This window comes from Italian clover phyllody phytoplasma str. MA1, from assembly GCF_000300695.1.
Taxonomy (GTDB): domain Bacteria; phylum Bacillota_I; class Bacilli_A; order Acholeplasmatales; family Acholeplasmataceae; genus Phytoplasma.
On the sequence record NZ_AKIM01000007.1, the window covers coordinates 1 to 19529 of the forward strand.

The 19529-nt window shown below is 29.3% G+C and carries 34 protein-coding genes; all 34 read left to right on the top strand.

The features are described 5' to 3' along the window. The first annotated feature begins 190 nt into the window (after positions 1-190). The 34 genes from acpP to rplQ all read left to right on the top strand — a co-directional run bounded on the left by acpP (position 191) and on the right by rplQ (position 19492). Positions 191-421: an acyl carrier protein gene (acpP, locus tag RI01_RS00040; protein ID WP_017192625.1), complete on the top strand. Its 231-nt coding sequence runs from the start codon at positions 191-193 to the stop codon at positions 419-421. Positions 422-458: 37 nt separating this feature from the next. Further along, positions 459-2939: a leucine--tRNA ligase gene (leuS, locus tag RI01_RS00045; protein ID WP_017192626.1), complete on the top strand. Its 2481-nt coding sequence runs from the start codon at positions 459-461 to the stop codon at positions 2937-2939. Positions 2940-2989: 50 nt separating this feature from the next. Further along, a complete protein-coding gene (gmk, locus tag RI01_RS00050; protein ID WP_017192627.1) occupies positions 2990-3622 on the top strand; it encodes a guanylate kinase in 633 nt (210 codons plus the stop codon). Between the two features lie 8 nt (positions 3623-3630). Beyond that, positions 3631-3849 carry a DNA-directed RNA polymerase subunit omega gene (gene rpoZ, locus RI01_RS00055; protein ID WP_017192628.1) on the top strand — a complete coding sequence of 73 codons (219 nt, stop codon included), beginning with the start codon at positions 3631-3633 and terminating at the stop codon, positions 3847-3849. 4 nt (positions 3850-3853) lie between these two features. Beyond that, positions 3854-4819, top strand: a complete 966-nt coding sequence (gene rsmH / locus RI01_RS00060) for a 16S rRNA (cytosine(1402)-N(4))-methyltransferase RsmH (RefSeq protein ID WP_017192629.1) — start codon at positions 3854-3856, stop codon at positions 4817-4819. Between the two features lie 374 nt (positions 4820-5193). Beyond that, on the top strand, positions 5194-5508 hold the full coding sequence (gene rpsJ / locus RI01_RS00065) for a 30S ribosomal protein S10 (protein ID WP_017192630.1): 315 nt from the start codon (positions 5194-5196) through the stop codon (positions 5506-5508). Positions 5509-5565: 57 nt separating this feature from the next. Continuing rightward, positions 5566-6225, top strand: a complete 660-nt coding sequence (rplC, locus tag RI01_RS00070; RefSeq protein ID WP_017192631.1) for a 50S ribosomal protein L3 — start codon at positions 5566-5568, stop codon at positions 6223-6225. Next, entirely contained in the window at positions 6218-6847 is a 630-nt protein-coding gene (gene rplD / locus RI01_RS00075) for a 50S ribosomal protein L4 (protein ID WP_017192632.1), read from the top strand. The genes rplC and rplD overlap by 8 nt, the downstream gene beginning before the upstream one ends. Further along, the gene (gene rplW, locus RI01_RS00080) at positions 6840-7139 is read left to right on the top strand and encodes a 50S ribosomal protein L23 (protein WP_017192633.1); all 300 of its coding nucleotides are present in this window, start codon (positions 6840-6842) and stop codon (positions 7137-7139) included. The genes rplD and rplW overlap by 8 nt, the downstream gene beginning before the upstream one ends. 27 nt (positions 7140-7166) lie before the next feature. Continuing rightward, positions 7167-7997 carry a 50S ribosomal protein L2 gene (rplB, locus tag RI01_RS00085; RefSeq protein WP_017192634.1) on the top strand — a complete coding sequence of 277 codons (831 nt, stop codon included), beginning with the start codon at positions 7167-7169 and terminating at the stop codon, positions 7995-7997. Between the two features lie 17 nt (positions 7998-8014). Next, a complete protein-coding gene (rpsS, locus tag RI01_RS00090) occupies positions 8015-8296 on the top strand; it encodes a 30S ribosomal protein S19 (RefSeq protein WP_017192635.1) in 282 nt (93 codons plus the stop codon). Positions 8297-8316: 20 nt separating this feature from the next. After that, positions 8317-8721, top strand: coding sequence for a 50S ribosomal protein L22 (rplV, locus tag RI01_RS00095; RefSeq protein WP_017192636.1), 405 nt, complete (start codon positions 8317-8319; stop codon positions 8719-8721). Between the two features lie 2 nt (positions 8722-8723). Then, positions 8724-9563: a 30S ribosomal protein S3 gene (gene rpsC / locus RI01_RS00100; protein ID WP_017192637.1), complete on the top strand. Its 840-nt coding sequence runs from the start codon at positions 8724-8726 to the stop codon at positions 9561-9563. Between the two features lie 22 nt (positions 9564-9585). Further along, a complete protein-coding gene (gene rplP / locus RI01_RS00105; RefSeq protein WP_017192638.1) occupies positions 9586-10005 on the top strand; it encodes a 50S ribosomal protein L16 in 420 nt (139 codons plus the stop codon). Next, on the top strand, positions 10005-10361 hold the full coding sequence (gene rpmC / locus RI01_RS00110) for a 50S ribosomal protein L29 (protein ID WP_017192639.1): 357 nt from the start codon (positions 10005-10007) through the stop codon (positions 10359-10361). Before rplP ends, rpmC begins: the two co-directional genes overlap by 1 nt. 102 nt (positions 10362-10463) lie before the next feature. Further along, the gene (gene rpsQ / locus RI01_RS00115) at positions 10464-10736 is read left to right on the top strand and encodes a 30S ribosomal protein S17 (protein WP_026052423.1); all 273 of its coding nucleotides are present in this window, start codon (positions 10464-10466) and stop codon (positions 10734-10736) included. After that, a complete protein-coding gene (gene rplN, locus RI01_RS00120; RefSeq protein ID WP_017192641.1) occupies positions 10733-11113 on the top strand; it encodes a 50S ribosomal protein L14 in 381 nt (126 codons plus the stop codon). Before rpsQ ends, rplN begins: the two co-directional genes overlap by 4 nt. Positions 11114-11123: 10 nt before the next feature. Then, positions 11124-11471 (top strand): 50S ribosomal protein L24, encoded by a 348-nt coding sequence (gene rplX, locus RI01_RS00125; RefSeq protein ID WP_017192642.1) that lies wholly within the window; start codon positions 11124-11126, stop codon positions 11469-11471. A gap of 15 nt (positions 11472-11486) precedes the next feature. Continuing rightward, positions 11487-12032, top strand: coding sequence for a 50S ribosomal protein L5 (rplE, locus tag RI01_RS00130; RefSeq protein WP_017192643.1), 546 nt, complete (start codon positions 11487-11489; stop codon positions 12030-12032). A 12-nt stretch (positions 12033-12044) separates the two neighbouring features. Continuing rightward, on the top strand, positions 12045-12311 hold the full coding sequence (rpsN, locus tag RI01_RS00135) for a 30S ribosomal protein S14 (RefSeq protein WP_017192644.1): 267 nt from the start codon (positions 12045-12047) through the stop codon (positions 12309-12311). A gap of 24 nt (positions 12312-12335) precedes the next feature. Continuing rightward, on the top strand, positions 12336-12716 hold the full coding sequence (gene rpsH / locus RI01_RS00140) for a 30S ribosomal protein S8 (protein ID WP_017192645.1): 381 nt from the start codon (positions 12336-12338) through the stop codon (positions 12714-12716). A gap of 17 nt (positions 12717-12733) precedes the next feature. After that, the gene (rplF, locus tag RI01_RS00145; RefSeq protein ID WP_017192646.1) at positions 12734-13276 is read left to right on the top strand and encodes a 50S ribosomal protein L6; all 543 of its coding nucleotides are present in this window, start codon (positions 12734-12736) and stop codon (positions 13274-13276) included. A 21-nt stretch (positions 13277-13297) separates the two neighbouring features. Then, positions 13298-13651 carry a 50S ribosomal protein L18 gene (gene rplR / locus RI01_RS00150; RefSeq protein WP_017192647.1) on the top strand — a complete coding sequence of 118 codons (354 nt, stop codon included), beginning with the start codon at positions 13298-13300 and terminating at the stop codon, positions 13649-13651. A gap of 11 nt (positions 13652-13662) precedes the next feature. Further along, positions 13663-14184: a 30S ribosomal protein S5 gene (gene rpsE, locus RI01_RS00155; RefSeq protein WP_173363064.1), complete on the top strand. Its 522-nt coding sequence runs from the start codon at positions 13663-13665 to the stop codon at positions 14182-14184. Next, positions 14181-14375: a 50S ribosomal protein L30 gene (rpmD, locus tag RI01_RS00160; RefSeq protein ID WP_017192137.1), complete on the top strand. Its 195-nt coding sequence runs from the start codon at positions 14181-14183 to the stop codon at positions 14373-14375. Before rpsE ends, rpmD begins: the two co-directional genes overlap by 4 nt. A 4-nt stretch (positions 14376-14379) precedes the next feature. Further along, positions 14380-14826, top strand: coding sequence for a 50S ribosomal protein L15 (gene rplO / locus RI01_RS00165; RefSeq protein WP_017192649.1), 447 nt, complete (start codon positions 14380-14382; stop codon positions 14824-14826). A 1-nt stretch (position 14827) separates the two neighbouring features. Continuing rightward, entirely contained in the window at positions 14828-16099 is a 1272-nt protein-coding gene (gene secY, locus RI01_RS00170) for a preprotein translocase subunit SecY (RefSeq protein WP_017192650.1), read from the top strand. A 63-nt stretch (positions 16100-16162) separates the two neighbouring features. Further along, positions 16163-16912 (top strand): type I methionyl aminopeptidase, encoded by a 750-nt coding sequence (gene map / locus RI01_RS00175; RefSeq protein ID WP_017192651.1) that lies wholly within the window; start codon positions 16163-16165, stop codon positions 16910-16912. A 28-nt stretch (positions 16913-16940) separates the two neighbouring features. Continuing rightward, on the top strand, positions 16941-17153 hold the full coding sequence (gene infA, locus RI01_RS00180) for a translation initiation factor IF-1 (protein ID WP_017192652.1): 213 nt from the start codon (positions 16941-16943) through the stop codon (positions 17151-17153). A gap of 33 nt (positions 17154-17186) precedes the next feature. Continuing rightward, on the top strand, positions 17187-17303 hold the full coding sequence (rpmJ, locus tag RI01_RS00185) for a 50S ribosomal protein L36 (RefSeq protein ID WP_017192653.1): 117 nt from the start codon (positions 17187-17189) through the stop codon (positions 17301-17303). Between the two features lie 19 nt (positions 17304-17322). Then, a complete protein-coding gene (gene rpsM, locus RI01_RS00190) occupies positions 17323-17727 on the top strand; it encodes a 30S ribosomal protein S13 (protein WP_017192654.1) in 405 nt (134 codons plus the stop codon). Positions 17728-17730: 3 nt separating this feature from the next. After that, complete coding sequence (rpsK, locus tag RI01_RS00195) at positions 17731-18120, top strand: 30S ribosomal protein S11 (RefSeq protein ID WP_017192655.1); 390 nt, start codon at positions 17731-17733, stop codon at positions 18118-18120. A 15-nt stretch (positions 18121-18135) separates the two neighbouring features. Further along, a complete protein-coding gene (locus RI01_RS00200; RefSeq protein WP_017192656.1) occupies positions 18136-19101 on the top strand; it encodes a DNA-directed RNA polymerase subunit alpha in 966 nt (321 codons plus the stop codon). Positions 19102-19135: 34 nt separating this feature from the next. Further along, positions 19136-19492: a 50S ribosomal protein L17 gene (gene rplQ, locus RI01_RS00205; protein ID WP_017192657.1), complete on the top strand. Its 357-nt coding sequence runs from the start codon at positions 19136-19138 to the stop codon at positions 19490-19492. The last annotated feature ends 37 nt before the right edge of the window (positions 19493-19529 follow it).

The window sequence follows — 19529 nt, forward strand, 5'->3', positions numbered from 1 at the left end:
GTTCCAGCCCCCGATTCTAATTTCTTGACTAGTGTCGTTTTTTTTTTTTTTTTTCCTTTTTTTTTGTTTTTTTTTAAAATAAAAATATGTTTATTTCGGTATTTTTAATCATATATGATATATAATATTCTTATATGATTTGTATAAATTTTTTAAGTATTAAAATAATATATTAATCGAGGATATAAAGATGTTAACAAAGATTCAAGAAATAATTTCTGAACAATTATACATTCCTAAGGAAAAAATTATGTTGGAAACTAGATTAAAAGAAGATTTAGGGATTGACTCTATTGATGCTGTTAACTTAGTATTTAAATTAGAACAAATTTTTAATATTAAAATTAGCGATGAGGCTTTACAACAGTTTAAAACTGTTCAAGAAGTTTGTGATTTTGTTGAACTAAAATCATCTAAATAATACAATTAGTCAAAATTAAATATTGAGGGGTTTTTTTATGTTATGTTATGATTTCGAAAAAATTGAATCTAAATGGCAACTAAACTGGACAAAAAACAAAACTTTTAAAACTAGTGAAGATTTAACAAAGCCGAAATTTTATTGTTTAGATATGTTCCCTTACCCTTCTTCGCAAGGTTTGCATGTGGGTCATATTGAGGGTTATACTGCTAGTGATATCGTTAATAGGTTAAAAAGGATGCAGCAATATAATGTATTACATCCTTTTGGTTGGGATTCTTTTGGTTTGCCGGCTGAACAATATGCTTTAAATACTGGTAATCATCCTAAAGATTTCACTTACAAAAACATCAATAATTTTAAAAAACAAATAGAGAAATTAGGTAAAGGGATTGATTGGGAGAGAGAATTATCTACTTCCGAACCTTATTTTTACCAATGGACTCAATGGATTTTTAAAAAACTTTATGAAAAAAAACTTGCTTCTTTACAAGAGATAGAAGTTAATTTTTGCGAAGAATTAGGGACTGTTTTAGCAAACGAAGAAGTTGTTCCTACTGAGGATGGTTTAGTCTCTGAAAGAGGGTCTCATCCGGTAGTCAAAAAAAAGATGAAACAATGGGTTTTAAAAATTACTGATTATGCTGAAAGACTTTTAGATGACCTAGACTTACTAGAATGGCCGCCTCAATTAAAAGAAATGCAGAAAAACTGGATTGGCAAAAAAGAAGGTTTTATTTTCGTTTTTTCTTTATTAGATGTCAAAGATAAAAAGATATCAGTTTTTACTACTAAACCTAGTACTATTTTCGGAGTAACAACCTTAATCTTAGCTCCAGAACATCCTTTAGTAGCTGAATTAACCACTCCAGATCGTTGGAATGAAGTAGATGAATACGTTGACCGTACTAAACGTAAAATGAATTTAGAACGAGATATTAATAAAGAAAAAACTGGAGTTTTTATAGGTAGTTATGCTATTAACTTCGCTAATCAAAAAAAGATCCCTATTTGGATCGCTGATTATGTTTTACCTCATTACGGTACGGGAGCCATTATGACCGTTCCTTATCATGATAGTAGAGATTTTGAATTCGCTCGTAAATATGATTTAGAAATGATCCCTATTGCTAAATTACCTGAAGAAACCCAAAATTCTCCTTCTGAAAAGAAAAAACTTCAAGAAGAAAAAGAAATTAAGGTGGAAGACGGTATTTTTATTAATAGTGACTTTTTAAACGGTCTTGATTATGAAGAAGCGAATCGTAAAATTATCGCTGTGGCTCAAAAAAATAATTGGGGACAAGTTAATTTTACATATCAGATGCATGATTGGGTCTTTTCTCGTCAAAGATATTGGGGCGAACCTTTCCCTGTTTATTATGATAAAAACGATAATATTTATTTAAATTCTGATGAGGAGTTACCGTTAGAATTACCTTCAGTGGAAAAGATTGTTGTTTCTGGCGACGGAACATCACCTTTATCTAATATTTTCTCTTGGATATATTTTGAAAAAGATGGTAAAAAATTTAGAAGAGATTCTAATACCATGCCTCAGTTAGCCGGCAGTTCTTGGTATTACATCGGTTATATTTTAAAAAATTATTTAGGTATGATTCCTTTAAACTCCGATAAAGCGAAAGAATTATTAGATTATTTTTTGCCAGTTGATTTTTATATTGGCGGAACAGAACACGCAGTAGGGCATTTATTATATTCCCGTTTTTGGCATAAATTTTTATTTGATTTAGGTTTGGTTTCCAGTAAAGAACCTTTTTTAAAATTAGTTAATCAAGGCATGATTTTAGGTCATGATAATTTGAAAATGAGCAAATCTAAAGGAAACGCTGTTAACGCTTCTTTGATTTTAGAAAAATATGGTTCTGATGTTTTCAGAATTTATATGATGTTTATGGGACCTCTAGAAGATAGTAAAAGTTGGTCCGAACAAGGTTTAAAAGGGGTACAAAGGTTTTTAAACCGTGTTTATAACATGTTTGATTCATTTGAAATCGTTTCGCAAGAATTTATTCCTTTAAAGAAAATAATGAATCAAACGATTAAAACAGTTACAGAAGATTATGAAAATTTAAAATTTAATAAAGTTGTTAGTCAGTTGATGATTTTTGTTAATGAAGCTTATAAACATCAAAAAATAGATCAAAAACAAATGAAAATCTTTTTGCAATTGTTAAACCCTTTATCGCCTCATTTAACAGAAGAATTAAACCAAACAGTTTTAGAATCTTCAGAAGAATTGGTTTATTCTCAATGGCCTACTTATGATGAAACATTATTATTAACTGCTGATACGGTAGATATTGTGGTTCAAATTAACGGTAAAGTGAAAACTAAAATAAAAGCTGATAAAGATCAAGAAAAAGAAGCTATTTTAGAATTAGCATTGAAAGATCACAAAATCGCTAACTTAGTGGAAAAAGGCAAAATCGTTAAAACTATTTATGTTCCTAATAAATTATTGAATTTGGTTGTTCGTTTTGATTCAAGGTGTTAAAATTTATAAAAATTAATTTATAAAAATTATTTAGAAAGGATATGACAAATATGAGATTACATAAAAAAGGATTAGTTATAGTAATTTCAGGTCCATCAGGTGTTGGAAAAGGCACTCTTACAAAGGCTTTGTTGAAAAAAGAAGGTCATAATTTTGTTTATTCTTCTTCCATGACAACAAGAGCCCCTAGAACAGGGGAAATAGAAGGAAAAGATTACTTTTTCGTTGATCAAGCGTTTTTCCAACAAAAAATTAAAGAAAAATATTTTTTAGAATATAATAAGTTTATCGGTAATTATTATGGAACACCTTATGACAAAGTATTAGATCAAGTTGAAGAAGGTAAAGAAGTTATCTTAGAAATTGATGTACAAGGTTCTTTACAAATTAGAAAACATAAAATTAGCAAAGACGCTGTTTTTATTTTCATTGTTCCTCCTGCAAAACAAGCTTTATACAATCGCTTAAATAAAAGAAATACAGAATCTGAAGAGATTATCCGCCAAAGAATGGATAAAGCAGATCAAGAGTTTTTATTGGCTTATAAATATGATTATATCGTAGTTAACGATGATATTGATAAAGCTGTTGATAAAATCATTTCTATCATCATTGCTGAACATTCTAAAGTTAAAAACAGTATTTCTTTTTATTTAACAGAAATTTTAAATAAAAAAGGTTGAAAAAGAATATGTTAAAAGATAAAAACGAAGGCATTAATCGTCCTTCTATTGATGAATTATTAAAAAGAATTGATTCTAAATATAAATTAGCTTTTTTATCTGGTAAAATAGCTCACGTGATAGAGAAAAACAATAGTTTATCTTCTTTCAAACTTCCTAGTAAAAAAATTGTCAGCAAAGCTTTATCAGAAATTATTAACGATAATTTTAAAATAGTTTTTAAATAAAAAAATGGTTATGGCTAAAGATGAAAAAGGAACTAAACAAGTGACGCCAGATATTCACATTCCTGTTCTCACAAAGGAAGTAATCCAATATTTAGATATTAATCCTCAAGGCGTTTATGTTGATGCCACTTTAGGCGGAGGAGGGCATAGTTCAGCGATTTTGCAAAAACTTTCTGAAGGTTCTTTATATGCTTTTGATCAAGATTTATTTGCTATTTCTAAATGTCAAGAAATTTTTAAAGAAGAAAAAAGAATTACTTTAATTCATAATAATTTTTCTTTTTTAAAAGAAGAATTGGCGAAAAGAAATATCAATGCTATTGATGGTATTATTTTTGATTTAGGTTTGTCTTCTTTTCAAATTGATGATCCTCAAAGAGGTTTTAGTTATTTAAAAGATGCTTCTTTAGATATGAGAATGAATCGCAACCAAAGCCAATCGGCTCAAACTATTATTAATACTTACAGTTACGAACAGTTGAGAAATATTTTTTTTATTTATGGCGAGGAACCTAAATCAACTTTAATAGCAAAAGAAATTGTTAAAAGACGCCCTTTAAAAACTACTTTAGAATTGGTAGAAATTACTGATAAATTTTATTTTTCTTACGGTAAAAAGGACAAAAGAGGTCATAGCGCTAAAAGAGTTTTTCAAGCTTTAAGGGTGGAAGTAAATCAAGAATTGCAAGTTTTAACAAAAGCTTTGCAACAAGGCCTTCAATTATTGAAAAAAAATGGTAAAATGGTAGTGATTAGTTTTAATTCTTTAGAAGATAGTTTGGTTAAAAACTTTTTTAAAAAAAACAGTTATAATTATTTTTTCCCTAAATTGCCTATTAAAGAAAAAGACATTCCTCCTTCTCCTTTGAAAATTATAACTAAAAAAAATATTTGTCCTAGTGAGGAAGAATTAAAATTAAATCTTCGCAGTCGTTCGGCAAAATTAAGAGCAGCTGTTAAAAATATTTAAAAATTTTTTAAAAAACCAAATATTTTGATTGCCTTTAGGATAATAAAGTATTTGTTTTTTAAAAAAAACATTATTTTTGTAATAAAAACATCTTTTTATTTGCAATAAATTTAAATTTAATATATAATAAAAATGCTTGTTTTTTTAGTTATGATATAATAAAAATTATTTAAATTTTATAATATTTTATATTATTTCAAAACTTTATAACATTTTATATTATTTCAAAACGTTTCTTTTTTAAAATAATATAAAATATTTTATTTTTTATAAAAACTAACTATTTATCGCATTAAAAAAAATATTTGTTTTATAAAAAAATATATTTAGGAAGTTATTGTCATTATCAAAATCAAGAAAGGAGAATAAGAACAGTGGCTCAAGAACAAGAAGTTGTTAAAATTCTTTTAAAAACTTACGATCATCATTTGATAGATCAAGCAGCAAAAAAAATTATCACTAGTATTTCCAAAACAGGAGCTCAGATAAAAGGCCCAATACCTCTTCCAACTAAAAACGAGGTTTTTACTGTTTTACGTTCGCCTTTTGTAAATAAAGATAGTAGAGAAAAATTTGGTCGTTCTACTCACAAACGTTTAATTCAAATTATTAATCCGAATGCTAAAACAATCGATGCTTTAATGCACATTAATTTACCATATTCAGTAAATATTTATTTAAAAAAATAAATAAATAATTAAAAAAATAAAAAAATTATTTTGATAATTTTAAGAAAGGGGAGCAAAATGGCTAAAGGAATTTTAGGAAGAAAATTAGGAATGACTCAAATTTTTGATGAACAAGGATTTGTAATCCCTGTTACTGTTGTGGATGTTTCTGATAATGTTGTTTTACAACAAAAAACTATAGAAAAAGATGGCTATCAAGCCACTCAATTAGGATTCGCTTCTAAAAAAGAAAAATCGTCCACAAAACCACTTATCGGTCATTTTGGTAAAGCCAGAACTACTCCTAAGTATTTTGTTAGAGAGTTATCTTTTTTGCCTGACTTTAAAAACGAATTAGTTTCTTTAGAAGTAGGACAAACATTAACACAAGATATTTTCCAAACAGGAGAAATCGTTGATGTTGTAGGAATTAGCAAAGGTAAAGGTTTTGCTGGTTCAATTAAAAGACACAACCAAAGTAGAGGCCCTGAGAGTCACGGTTCTAGATATCACAGAAGACCTGGTTCAATGGGACCTATTAAAGGTAATATTAAAGGAAAAAAATTACCTGGACACATGGGTTGTGAAACAGTTACTGTTCAAAATTTAAAAATAGTTTCTGTTGTTTCTGATAAAAAATTATTTTTAATTAAAGGAAATGTTCCAGGACCTAAAAAAGGTTTCTTAATAATTAAAACTGCTGTGAAAAAAATGACAAGGGAGAATCCAAATGCCTAAATGTAATGTTTTTGATCAAAATGGTAAAATGAGTTCAGAAATTGTTTTATTAGACCAAGTTTTCGACATAAAACCTAATCAACAAGTTTTATATGATGTTGTTAACAAACAAAGAGCGGCAATGCGTCAAGGCACTCATTCAACTAAAAATAGATCTGCAGTTTCCGGTGGAGGAAGAAAACCTTGGGCTCAAAAAGGCACAGGCAATGCTCGTCACGGTACGATTCGTTCTCCTTTATGGAGAGGCGGTGGAGTTGCTTTTGGTCCGAAACCAAGAGATTATGATTTTAAAATGAATTGGAAAGTTAGAAGATTAGCTTTAAATTCCGCTTTGTCATTGCAAACTCAAAACAATAACTTAACCGTAGTTGAATCTTTAAAATTAGAAACACCAAAAACTAAAGAATTTCAACAAATTTTAAAAAATTTACAAATTACAGAAAAAGTTTTAGTAATAGTTACAGAAATAACTGAAAATTTAATGCGTTCTACTAATAATTTACCTCAAGTAACTTTAGAAAGTGCTTCTCATGTAAGTGTTTATCAAATCTTGAACGCTAAACGTTTATTTGTAACTAAAGGTGCTATTGCTCATTTCGAGGAGGTTTTAAAAAATGATTAAATATTATGAATGGCTTAAAACTCCTGTTATCACTGAAGCTACTAATAAAAAATTAGAATTACAAAACGAATACACTTTTAAAGTGGATAAAAGAGCTAATAAAATAGAAATTAAAAAAGCTGTTGAACACATTTTTAATGTTAAAGTTTTAGCTGTACGTACTAGTAACGTTTTGCCTAAATACAAAAAAAAAGGTAAATACGAAGGTTATACGGCATCTTATAAAAAAGCTATCATTAAATTAGTTCCTGGTCAAAGAATAGACATTTTTAGCGATTCTGATTCAAAATAAAAAAATTAAAGAAAGGTTATCCATTGTATGTCTATTAAAAAATATAAACCTATATCTAATGGTAGTCGTAATATGAGACTGCAAAGTTTTGACGAGATCACTACTTCCAAACCTGAAAAAAGTTTATTACGTTCTAAAAAAAGTACAGGTGGAAGAAATAATCAAGGAAAAATTACTGTAAGGCATCATGGCGGCGGAGTAAAACAAAAATATCGTATTATTGATTTTAAACGTAATAAAGACGATACAGTTGGCAAAGTTGCTACTGTTGAATATGATCCAAATCGTAACGCTAATATTTCTTTAATCCATTATAAAGACGGAGAAAAAAGATATATTTTAGCTCCTAAAGGTTTAACTGTAGGGACTGAGATTTCTGCTGGTTCTAATGCTGAAATTAAAGTAGGTAATACTTTACCATTAAAAAATATTCCTGCTGGTTCTTTCGTGCATAATATTGAGTTAAAACCTGGTAAAGGCGGACAATTAGCACGCGGCGCGGGAACTTCTGTTCAAATCGTTAAAAAAGAAGAAAAATATATTGTTCTTAGTTTGCCTTCTGGAGAGATTAGACAAGTTTTATCCACTTGTAGAGCTACTATCGGCGTTATAGGGAATGAAACTTATAAGTTGATTAGAAACGGTAAAGCAGGAAGAACGCGTTATTTATCTATCAGACCAACTGTTAGAGGTTCTGCAATGAATCCTAACGATCATCCTCATGGTGGAGGAGAAGGTCGTGCTCCTATTGGACGTAAGTCGCCTATGACTCCTTGGGGTAAAAAAGCTCGTGGAGTTAAAACACGTAAAAAAAATAAATTTTCTAATAGTTTAATTTTAAAACGTCGTAAGAAATAAAATAAAGAGGTAAATTTATGGCTCGTTCGATTAAAAAAGGTCCTTTTTATGATGAACATTTATTAGCAAAAGTACTGAAACAGAACGCAACAAAAAATAAAAAAGTTATTCAAACGCGTTCACGTAGATCCACTATTTTACCAGAATTTATCGGTCACAAAATCGCTGTTTATAACGGAAGAGAATACGTTATTTCTTCCATTACAGAAGATATGGTGGGACACAAATTAGGTGAATTTTCTCCAACTCGTACTTTTCGTGGACATGCTAAAAAAGATAAAAAAATTCAAAAAAAATAATTTAGAAAGGCATTAAACATATGAATGTAAAAGCTATTGCAAATCAGATGTCTGTTGCTCCTAGAAAAACACGTTTAGTAGCGGATTTGATCCGTGGCAAACACGTTAGAGAAGCGCAAGCAATTTTGATGTTTACTCCAAAAGCAGCATCTCCAATCGTTTCAAAGCTTTTAAAAAGTGCTGTTGCCAACGCTGTTCATAATTTTAGCCTTAAAGAAGAAGAATTATACGTGAAAGAAATTTTTGTTAATGAAGGTCTTCGTTTAACTCGTTTATTGCCAAGAGCTAAAGGGAAAACTGATAAAATTAAGAAAAGAACTTCTCATATTACAATAGTTGTTTCTTCCAAAACGGCAGAAAAGGAAACAGTTAAAAAGCAATCAGCCATCCAACAAATAGCAAATAGAAGGAAAGGAGATAGTTAAAAATGGGTCAAAAGAGTAGTCCAATCGGTTTAAGATTAGGAATCATTAGAAATTGGGATTCCAAATGGTACGCCGAAGATAAACAAGTTCCTAATTTAATTCTTGAAGATTATCAAATCAGAAATTTAATTAATAATCATTATCCTAAAGCAACTATTTCCCGTATTGAAATTCAACGTTTTAAAAAATCCAACAAAGAACAAATCCAAATTTTTTTATACACTTCAAAATTAGGCATAGTTGTTGGACCTGAAAACAAAGAAAAAAATAAATTAGTTGAAAAAATCGAAAAATTGATTAAAAAAAAAGATATTATTTTAAACGTCTTAGAAGTTAAAAACCCTGATAAAGTGGCTACGTTGGTAGCACAAAATTTAGCTATCCAATTAGAACAAAGAGTTTTTTTCCGAGCTGCTCAAAAAATGACAGCGCAAAAGGTTTTAAAAACAGGCGTTAAAGGTGTTAAAATTATTATTTCTGGTCGTTTAGGCGGCGCTGAAATAGCTAGACAAGAAACCCTTTCTAAAGGACTTGTTCCTCTTCATACTCTAAGAGCGGATATCGATTATGCTTTTGAAGAAGCTCACACTACTTATGGCGTTTTAGGCGTTAAAGTATGGATTTATCATGGCGAAGTTTTACCTAAACAAACTATCGAAGATACTAGGAAATTATTAGTTTCTCAACATGATGAAAAAAGAGTTAATCCTCAAGATAGAAAACCAAAATTTGACGACAGAAGATCTAAATTTTCTGATAGAAAACCAAAATTTGAAAATAAAAAACCATTTTCAAAAAAAGTTAACAATAATAAAAATGTTAAAACAAAAATAACGTCCTAGATGGGGAAAGAGGTAAATAATTATGTTAATGCCAAAAAAAACTAAATACCGTCGCCCACATCGTGTAAGTTACGAAGGAAAATCTAAAGGTAAAAATAAGATCAATAATGGTAATTATGGTCTTATCGCAAAAGAAGGAGCTTGGATTACTAGCCAACAAATAGAATCTGCTCGTATTGCTATGACTCGTCATATGAAAAGAGAAGGTAAAGTTTGGTTAAACATCTTTCCTCATTTATCTTTAACTAGAAAGCCTTTAGAAGTTCGGATGGGTTCCGGCAAAGGTGCTCCTGAATTTTGGGTAGCGGTTGTTAAAAAAGGCAAAGTACTTTTTGAAGTTAGTGATCTTAATAATTTAGAAAAAACAGAAAAAGAAGCTCTAAGACTTGCATCTCATAAATTACCTATTAAAACTAAAATCGTTAAAAGAGGTCAAGAATAATGAAAATCAAAGACGTTCGCAAAATAACAAACGAAGAATTAAACGATAAAATTCTTCATTTTAAAAAAGAATTATTTGACACTAAATTACAATTAGAATTATCTAAAACAAAAAATACTTCTCGTGTGCGTAAAATAAGAATCATAATTGCACAAATGAAAACAGTTTTAAATGAAAGAAAGTTATCTCACAATGTAGTTGTTGAGAACACCCCAAAAGATTCTAAAATATCAGTTGAAGAACAAAAATTAATTCAAAATAATCCATTAGAAAACGACAAAGCGGAAACTACAGAAGTTGAAACTGAACAAGCGGAAAACAAAGAAAAAAATAAAGAATTAGATACGCAAAAATAAATATATATTTTTGGCAAATAATTTTGGCAAATAAAATATATAATTTTTTTGCAGATTCTTTATTTCAATAAAATAAAATTCAAAAAAAAGAAAAGGAGGTTGATTTCAATGCGTAATTCTAGAAAGATTTTATCAGGCGTAGTTGTTTCTGATAAAATGCAAAAAACAATCACTGTTGCTGTGGATACTTACAAAAAAGATCCTTTATACAAAAAAAGAGTGAAAAAAACTAACAAATTTTATGTTCACGATGAAAAAGAAGTTGCAAAAGTAGGCGATTTAGTTAATTTTATGGAAACAAGACCTCTTTCTAAAACTAAAAAATTCCGTTTATTCAAAGTTGTCAATGCCAAAAATAAGGAGTCTCAAATATGATTCAAAAAAATACTCGTTTAGCAGTAGCAGACAATAGCGGAGCTAAAGAGGTTTTAGTTATTGGTATTCCTGGCGGAAGTAAAAAACGTTACGCTCATATAGGCGATTTAGTTGTAGTAACTGTAAAAAAAACTATTGCTTCTAGCGCAGTTAAAAAAGGAACAGTTGCAAAAGCTTTAATTTTACGTACTAAACATGGTTTAAAAGGCAAAGACGGCAGTTATATTAAATTCGATGATAACGCAGTTGTTATTGTTAAAGATGATATGACACTTAAAGGAACAAGAATATTCGGACCTGTTGTTAAAAATCAAAAGTTAAGAGATAATAATTTTTCTAAATTTCTGTCTTTAGCTAAAGAAGTATTTATAATATGAGGTATGATGAATGTATATTAAAGTAGGAGATATAGTTGCTATTATCGCTGGAAAAGATCGTTTTTCAACTGATGAAAAAGGCAAAAAAACTCTTAAAAGTGGAAAAGTAGTAAAAGTTTTTTTTAAAGAACAAAAAGTTTTAGTTGAAGGAATAAATATTGCTACTAAACATAAAACTCCTTCAGACAATGAAAATAAAGGAAATATCCTTAAAGAAGAATTGCCTATTCATGTTTCTAATGTTGCTGTAATAGATCCTGTTAAAAACGTGCCTACACGTGTTGGTTACCGTTTTGAGTCAGGTAAAAAAGCACGTTATGCAAAAAAATCAGGCACTACTTTAGATATTTCTAAATAAAGAAGGTTTGAATAAATGAAAAAAGAGAATAATTGTGCTGAAAATAATTCGTTTTTGGCTTTAAAAGAAATTTTTAATTTTAAATCAGTAATGCAAGTTCCTAAAATAGACAAAATAGTGATCAATGTAGGGATGGGCGAAGTTGTTACTAACATTAAAGTTTTGGATGAATTTTCAGAACAATTAACTGCTATCAGCGGACAAAGACCTGTTATCATTAAAGCTAAAAAATCTATCTCTAACTTCAATTTAAGAGAAGGAATGCCAATCGGTTTAAAAGTTACTTTAAGAGGTAACAAACAAAAATCTTTTTTAAACAAATTAATCCATATCGCATTGCCTCGTGTAAGAGATTTCAGAGGAGTTCCTACTAAGTCTTTTGACGGTAGAGGGAATTATGCGCTTGGCATCAAAGAACAAATTATTTTCCCTGAAATTAGTTTTGATAAAGTTAAAAAAATTTTTGGAATGGATATTTGTATTGTCACTACGGCAAAAAACGATGAAGATGCTAGAAAATTATTAGAATTTCACGGCATACCTTTTAAAAAAAATAAATAAAATGGAGTTTTTATGGCTAAAAAATCAAGAATAGCGAAAAACCAAAAACAAAAAGCTTTATTTTTAAAATATAAAGACTTACGTTTTGAGTTAAAACAAAAAAAAGATTATAAAGGTTTATCTCGTCTTCCTGTGGAATCATCTCCTGTCCGTCTTAAAAATATAGATCAGATTGATGGTAGATCAAGAGGATATATGAGAAAATTCGGATTATCTAGAATTAAATTTCGTGAATTAGCTAATAAAGGCGAAATTCCTGGTATTACAAAAGCTAGTTAGTAATAAAAAAAGGAGAACACAAATATGGTTATGACAGACCCTATTGCTGATTTATTAACAAGAATCCGCAATGCTAATACGATGCGTCATGCAAAAGTTTTAGTTCCGACTTCTAAGTTAAAAATTAAAATGTTAGAAGTTATTAAAAAAGAAGGTTTTATTAAAAATTTTAATTTAGATGTAACTAAAAGAAACGTTATTATACAATTAAAATATAATTCCGAAACGAAAGAAAGAACAATTAAAGGTTTAAAAAGAGTTTCTAAATATGTTGGCGTTGATGAAATTCCTAGAGTCTTAAGCGGATTAGGAGTAGCTTTAATATCTACTTCTAAAGGAATTTTAACTGATCACGAAGCTTTATCATCTCAAATCGGTGGCAAAGTTTTAGCTTATATTTGGTAACTATTAAGGAGAAAGACATGTCACGAGTAGGAAATAAAGTTATTACAGTTCCTAAAGGTGTAGAAGTGGACATTCAAGATAACAATTTTATTACAGTTAAATCTTCTAAAGGACAATTAGAATATCAATTTAATCCTTCTTTAAAAATCGATTATAAAGATAATTTAATTTCTGTAAAAAGACCTAATGATAAAATTTTTATGAAAAAAATTCACGGCACTACAAGAGCTTTATTAAATAATATGATTACCGGTTTAGATCAATTTTTTGTTAAAAAAATGGAAATCGTTGGTTTAGGTTATAACGTTCAAAAGAAAGACTCAACTTTAACTTTTAATTTAGGTTTTTCACATCCGATCGTTATGAATATCTCTGCTGGTTTAGAAGTAACAATCGTTAAAAGCACAGAAATTACCTTTAAAGGTGTAGATAAACAATTTGTAGGCGAATTTGCTGCTAAAAGTGCCAAATTATCCAAACCAGAACCTTACAAAGGAAAAGGGATACGTTATGTTGGTCAATATATTCATCGAAAAGCTGGTAAAAGTGCTAAAAAATAAGAAAGGACATTTATTTAAGCTATGATTAATAAACAATCTTCACAATTTTTACGTAAAAAACGTCATTTACGTTTAAGAAAAAAAGTGATAGGAACTAATGCTAAACCACGTTTAAATGTTTTTTATTCTAATAAATATTTTTATGCACAAATAATCGATGATCAACGTAAAGTTACTTTGTGCAGTGCTCATAGTAAAGAAATTAATGCCAACGTAGTTAATACAAAGGTTGCTTCCGATATAGGCACACTGATTGCTAAAAAAGCTTTAGAAAAAGGCATTACTAATGTTGTTTTTGATCGTGGCGGACGTTTATACCATGGTCGTATAAAAGCTTTAGCTGATTTTGCCCGAAAGGAAGGTTTACAATTTTGAAAGTAAATAGAATGAAAAAAGGATTCGTTAATAAAAAAGTCTCTTCCATCGAAGAAAAAGTAGTTAAAATTAACAGAATTACCAAAGTTGTTAAAGGTGGACGTCGTTTTCGTTTTTCCGCTTTAGTTGTTGTCGGCGACAAAAAAGGAAAAGTAGGTTTTGCTACTGGTAAAGCGCAAGAAATCATTGATGCTATTAAAAAAGCTTTAGAAAAAGCTAAAAAAGAAATGGTTGATATCGCTTTAGTAGGAACTACTATTCCTCACCAAATTACTGGTCATTTTGGCGCAACAAAAGCTTTTTTAAAACCAGCTTCCAAAGGAACAGGTATCGTTGCTGGCGGTAAAGCTGCCAGAACTGTTTTGGAATTAGCAGGAATTAGCGATATTTTAACTAAGTCTTTAGGTTCAAGAACTTCCGTTAACGTTTTAAGAGCTGTAATGGATGGTTTAAAAAATTTAAGAACTATTAAAGACGTTGAAAGAGTAAGAGGAGTTTCTTTAGAAGCGAAAATTAAAGGAATAGCGAAATGAAAAAATTAGAAATTACTTTATATAAAAGTTTAATCGGAAGAACTCCTAATCAAGTAAAAAACGCTCACCACTTAGGATTAAGAAAAATTAATCAAAAAGTGATTAAAGAAGATATTCCTACTGTTAGAGGAGTTCTTAAAAAAATACATCATTTAGTTGTGGTAAAAGAAGTATTGGAAGGGAGAGTTTAATTTTATGTTACATTTATTAAAACCAGTTAAAGGCGCTAGAAAAACAACTAAACGTTTAGGTCGTGGTCCAGGTAGTGGTAATGGTAAAACTTCTGGTAAAGGGCATAAAGGCCAATTAGCTCGTTCTGGCGGTAGCACTAGACCAGGTTTTGAAGGTGGACAAATCCCTTTTTTCCAAAGAATTCCTAAAAGAGGGTTCCACAATTTTAATCCAAAAAAATATTTTTTAATTAATTTAAAAGATTTAGAAATTTTTGACAATGATACTGTAGTTACTAGAGAATTATTATTGAAAAAAAGACTTATCAAGAAAAACACTTCTGATATCAAAATATTAGCAAATGGTACTTTCGCTAAAAAATTAACAGTACAAGCGTCTAAATTTTCTAATAAAGCTCAAGAATTGATTCAACAAGCTGGCGGAAATGTCGAAATATTGAAGGTAGCATAAGATGAAAATGGTAATAGATTTTCTTCGTGATAAAGGTAAAATAATTAAAAAAATTTTATTTACTTTAGTTATTTTATTTATCTTTGTTATCGGTAATAAATTAGTTATTCCTTCTGTGACGTTTCAAGAAAAATTTCTTTTTGACTTTAAACAAGAACTTTTTAAACTTTCTAAGTCTAGTTTATTTGAAGTTAATGGTTCTATATATTTTTTATCTTTAGGGGTTTATCCTTATATTACTGCCTCTATTATTGTCCAGTTTTCGCAAAAATTATTCCCTTTTATGAAAGAATGGCAAGAACAAGGTGAAAGAGGAAAATATAAAACGAATTTAGTTGCTCGTTCTTTGACTTTACTATTTGCGGTAGGATTGGCTTTATCTTCTATTCAACGCGATGGAATTACCTCGTTCGCTAACAATAAAGCACACGTTTTAACAATAGTGTTTTTTTTAGTGGTCGGAGCCTTCATTAGCATTTGGTTAGCTGATTTAATCACTTCTAAAGGGGTAGGAAACGGTATTTCTATTTTTGTAGCAATTAGTGTAAGTAAAAATTTATATAAAACGCTGGAATTTTTAACCAATGTCAACAATCCAGACTTTGTAGCTAAAAGAATCTTCACTTTAGTAGTTCTGTTAATTTTGTTAATTTTAACAGTAATTTTATCAGCTGCTTATTTAAAAGTTCCAATCACTTACGCTACTAAACAAAATAATGATAAAATAAAAAATCATATCCCTTTAAAACTTAATACTTCAGGAATTTTGCCAGTTATTTTAGCCAATAGTTTATTGCAAGTTTTTGGAACTATTTCTCTTTTGTTGGGACCCGAAAATGGTTTTTCCCAATGGGTAAATCGATTTCAGGTTTCTCAAAGTAATTATTTAGGTTTAGGTTTTTTTGTTTACTTATTATTGATTTTGTTATTTTCAGTTTTTTCTACTTTTATAACTATCAATCCGGCAGACATTGCCGAACATTTATCAAAACAAGATGCTTACTTAGAAGGGGTAAAACCTGGAGAAGAAACGGTTTATAAAATTACTCAAAAATTATTTAAAGTAACAGTCATCGGCGCTTTTGCTTTAACCATCTTAGCCGCTTTACCCGAATTTATTAAATTTTTTGTTTGGACTAATGATTCTGACAACACATTCAAAGTTCAATTAGGCGGCACTAGTCTTTTAATTGTTGTAGGTGTGGCAGTTGAAGTAATGCAACGTATAACGACTCAAAACAACGTTAAGAAATTATACAAAAAATTATTTTAAATAATAAAATTTTATAAATTAAAAAGAAATCATTATGTTTAGATTTAAGGCAGGTCACCCTTTATGATAATAATTAAATCAGAAAATGAAATTGCTATAATGAGAAAAGCAGGTCAAATTTTATCTTCTATAAGAAAAGAATTAATCCTTTCTTTAAAAGAAGGCGTTTCTACTTTTGCTTTAGATATGATTGCTCGTGAATTAATTGAAAAACATGGAGTGGTTTCCGCTTTTAAAGGTTATAAAGGTTTTGATGGTTATATTTGCACTTCAGTTAATGAAGCTATCGTGCACGGAATTCCATCTAAAAAACAAATTTTAAAAAAAGGCGATATCATTACGATTGATATGGGTATCAAATATCAAAGATATTATGTTGATTCAGCTTGGACTTACACCATAGGTAAAGTTTCTAAAAAAGTAGCAACTCTTTTGGAAAACACTGAAAAGTCTTTATTCGCCGGAATAGAACAAGTTAAACCAGGAAATCGCATTTCTGATATTTCTGCATCTATTTTTGAAATTGGTAAAAAGAATAAATACGGTATAGTTGAGGTTTTTTCAGGACATGGAATTGGTTTGCAATTACATGAAAAACCTTATATTTTTAATTTTGATTTTGTTGATAAAGATTACATCTTACAACCAGGAATGACTTTTTGCATTGAACCTATGTTTACTTTAGGTACTAAAGAAGTTAAAATATTGAATGACGGTTGGACCGCTATAACAGCAGATAAAAGCTTAAGTGCTCATTTTGAACACACAGTTTTAGTGACCGAAAACGGATATGAAATTTTAACATTAACATAAACAAAGAAATAGGAAAATAAAAATAAATATGGTTAATCCAAATATTATTGAATTTGATGATGCTATAGTAGTTGGCATTTTACCTAATGCTAAATTTAAATTAGAACTTTCTAATAAAAAAATTATTATTGCTCATATTTCAGGCAAAATACGTAGCAATAACATTCGTATTTTGTTAGGTGATAAAGTTAAAGTAGATTCTAAAGGGCGTATTGTTTATCGTTATATTGATAAAAGATAATAATATTTTTTTAAATAAAAGGAGATATTTAAAATGAAAGTTAGAGCTTCTGTTAAAAAACGTAGTGCTGATGACATCATTGTACGTCGCAAAAAAAGAGTTTATATTATAAATAAAAAAAATCGTCGCAATAACCAAAGACAAGGGTAATTTGGAAAGGAGTTTGTAAATGGCAAGAATTGCAGGAATAGATGTTCCTCGCGATAAAAGAGTAGTGATTTCGCTTACTTATATTTATGGTGTTGGACTTAAAACTTCTCAGCAAATTTTAAGTGAATTAAATATAGATGAAAATATTCGCGTTAAAGATTTAACTGAAGAACAATTATCTAGCATAAGAAATGAATTAAGTAAAATGAGCGAAGGAGCTCTAAGACGTGAGACTACTTTAGTAAATATTAAACGTTTAATGGAAATCGGTTGTGATAGAGGAATACACCACCGTAAAGGCTTACCAGTAAGAGGACAAAAAACTAGAAACAACGCTAAGACGGCTAAGAAAAATCGTAAAAAACTAACTTCAAGTGTTAATAAAGATAAAAAAAGCAATAAGAACGCGAAAAGAGGGAGATAATAAATGGCTCAAAAAAAACGCATAAAGCGTAAAAAAATTAAAAAAAATGTTCCTTTTGGTATAGCTCATATTCATACTACTTTTAATAATACCATATTGACTATTACCGATTTAGAAGGCGATGTAATCACTTGGAGCAGTGCAGGTTCTTTAGGTTTTAAAGGCAGCAGAAAATCAACTTCTTTTGCAGCTCAACAAGTAGCTAGAAAAGTAGCAGGATTGGCTAAAGTTCAAGGAATGCAAAAGGTTGAAGTCTTTATTAAAGGACCAGGAGTAGGTAGAGAAACTTCTATTCGTTCTTTACAAGAATCAGGTTTAGAAATTACTGCTATTAAAGACGTTACTCCTATTCCTCATAATGGTTGTAGACCGCCTAAACGTCCTCGTGGTTAATTAAGGGAGTAGAAAATGAAAAAATTAAAATTTTTAAGACCTATTTTGTTAGTTGACAATGAAAATGATGATGCTTTTGATAAAAGATTTGTTATCCAACGTTTAGAAAAAGGATACGGAACTACAATCGGAAATTCTTTGAGAAGAGTTTTATTATCTTCTTTACCAGGTACCGCTATTGTAAACGTTCACATTGATGGTGTAGAACATGAATTTACCGTTATGGACGGTGTTTATGAAGATATTATGACTATCATTTTAAATTTAAAAAAAGTCGTTATTGCTGTTGATTCCCAAGATCAAGATGAAGATTTTGAACAAAAGTTGAAAATCGATATTACAGGCGAAAAAACAGTAACAGCTGCAGATTTTAATGTTATTGATGGAGTTGATATCATTAATAAAGATCAAGTAATAGCTCATGTATCAGAAAACACTCGTTTCCGTATGGAAGTGACAGTAAGAAGAGGTATTGGTTATGAAAGTGCTGAGAATAACAAGGTTTTTAATAAAAGCCAATTCGGAGTTATAGCTATCGATTCTTTATATACGCCAGTTGTAAAAACAACTTACACTGTGGAACAAAAGTTAGGCAACAAAGAAGAGTTAGTAATTGATATCGAAACTAATAAAGCTATTACCGCTAAACAAGCTTTATCTACAGCTTCTAAAATTTTAGCAGATCATTTTAATGTTTTAGTTAATTTATGCGAACAAGAACAACAAAATGACTTTATTTATGAAGCAGAAATTGAAAATTACAATTATGCTTTAGATTGGAAAATCGAACAATTAGAATTGTCCGTGAGACTATTAAATAGTTTGAAAAAATCAGGCATTAATACTGTAAAAGAATTAGTGAGTCAAAAAGAAAAAGATATTTCTAAATTAAACAGTTTAGGTACAAAATCTTTTAATGAATTAAAAGCAAAGATGAACAAATTAGAACTTCGTTTCGATATGCCAATAAACGACAAATAAAATATTTTTTTAGAAAGTGGGTTAAAATTAAAAAATGGTTTACAGTAAATTAAGACGTACTACCCCTCAAAGAAAATCTTTATTAAGAAGTTTAGTTTCCAGTTTGATCGCGAACGAACAAATTGTAACTACTTTTTCTAAAGCTAAAGAATTGAGAAGAGCAGTTGAAAAATCTATAACTTTAAGTAAAAAAAACACTTTACACGCAAGAAGACAAGCATCTCTTTTAATGTTTGACGAAAAAATAGATGAAAATAAAACTGTTTTACAAAAATTATTTAACGAATTATCTGCCAAATATCAAGACAGACCGGGCGGTTATACTAGAATTATCAAAACTGAACCTCGTAAAGGCGACGCCGCCCCTATGGCAATCATACAATTTGTTTAATCTTTGATCAAATAAGTTTTTTTATTAAATAGAGAAA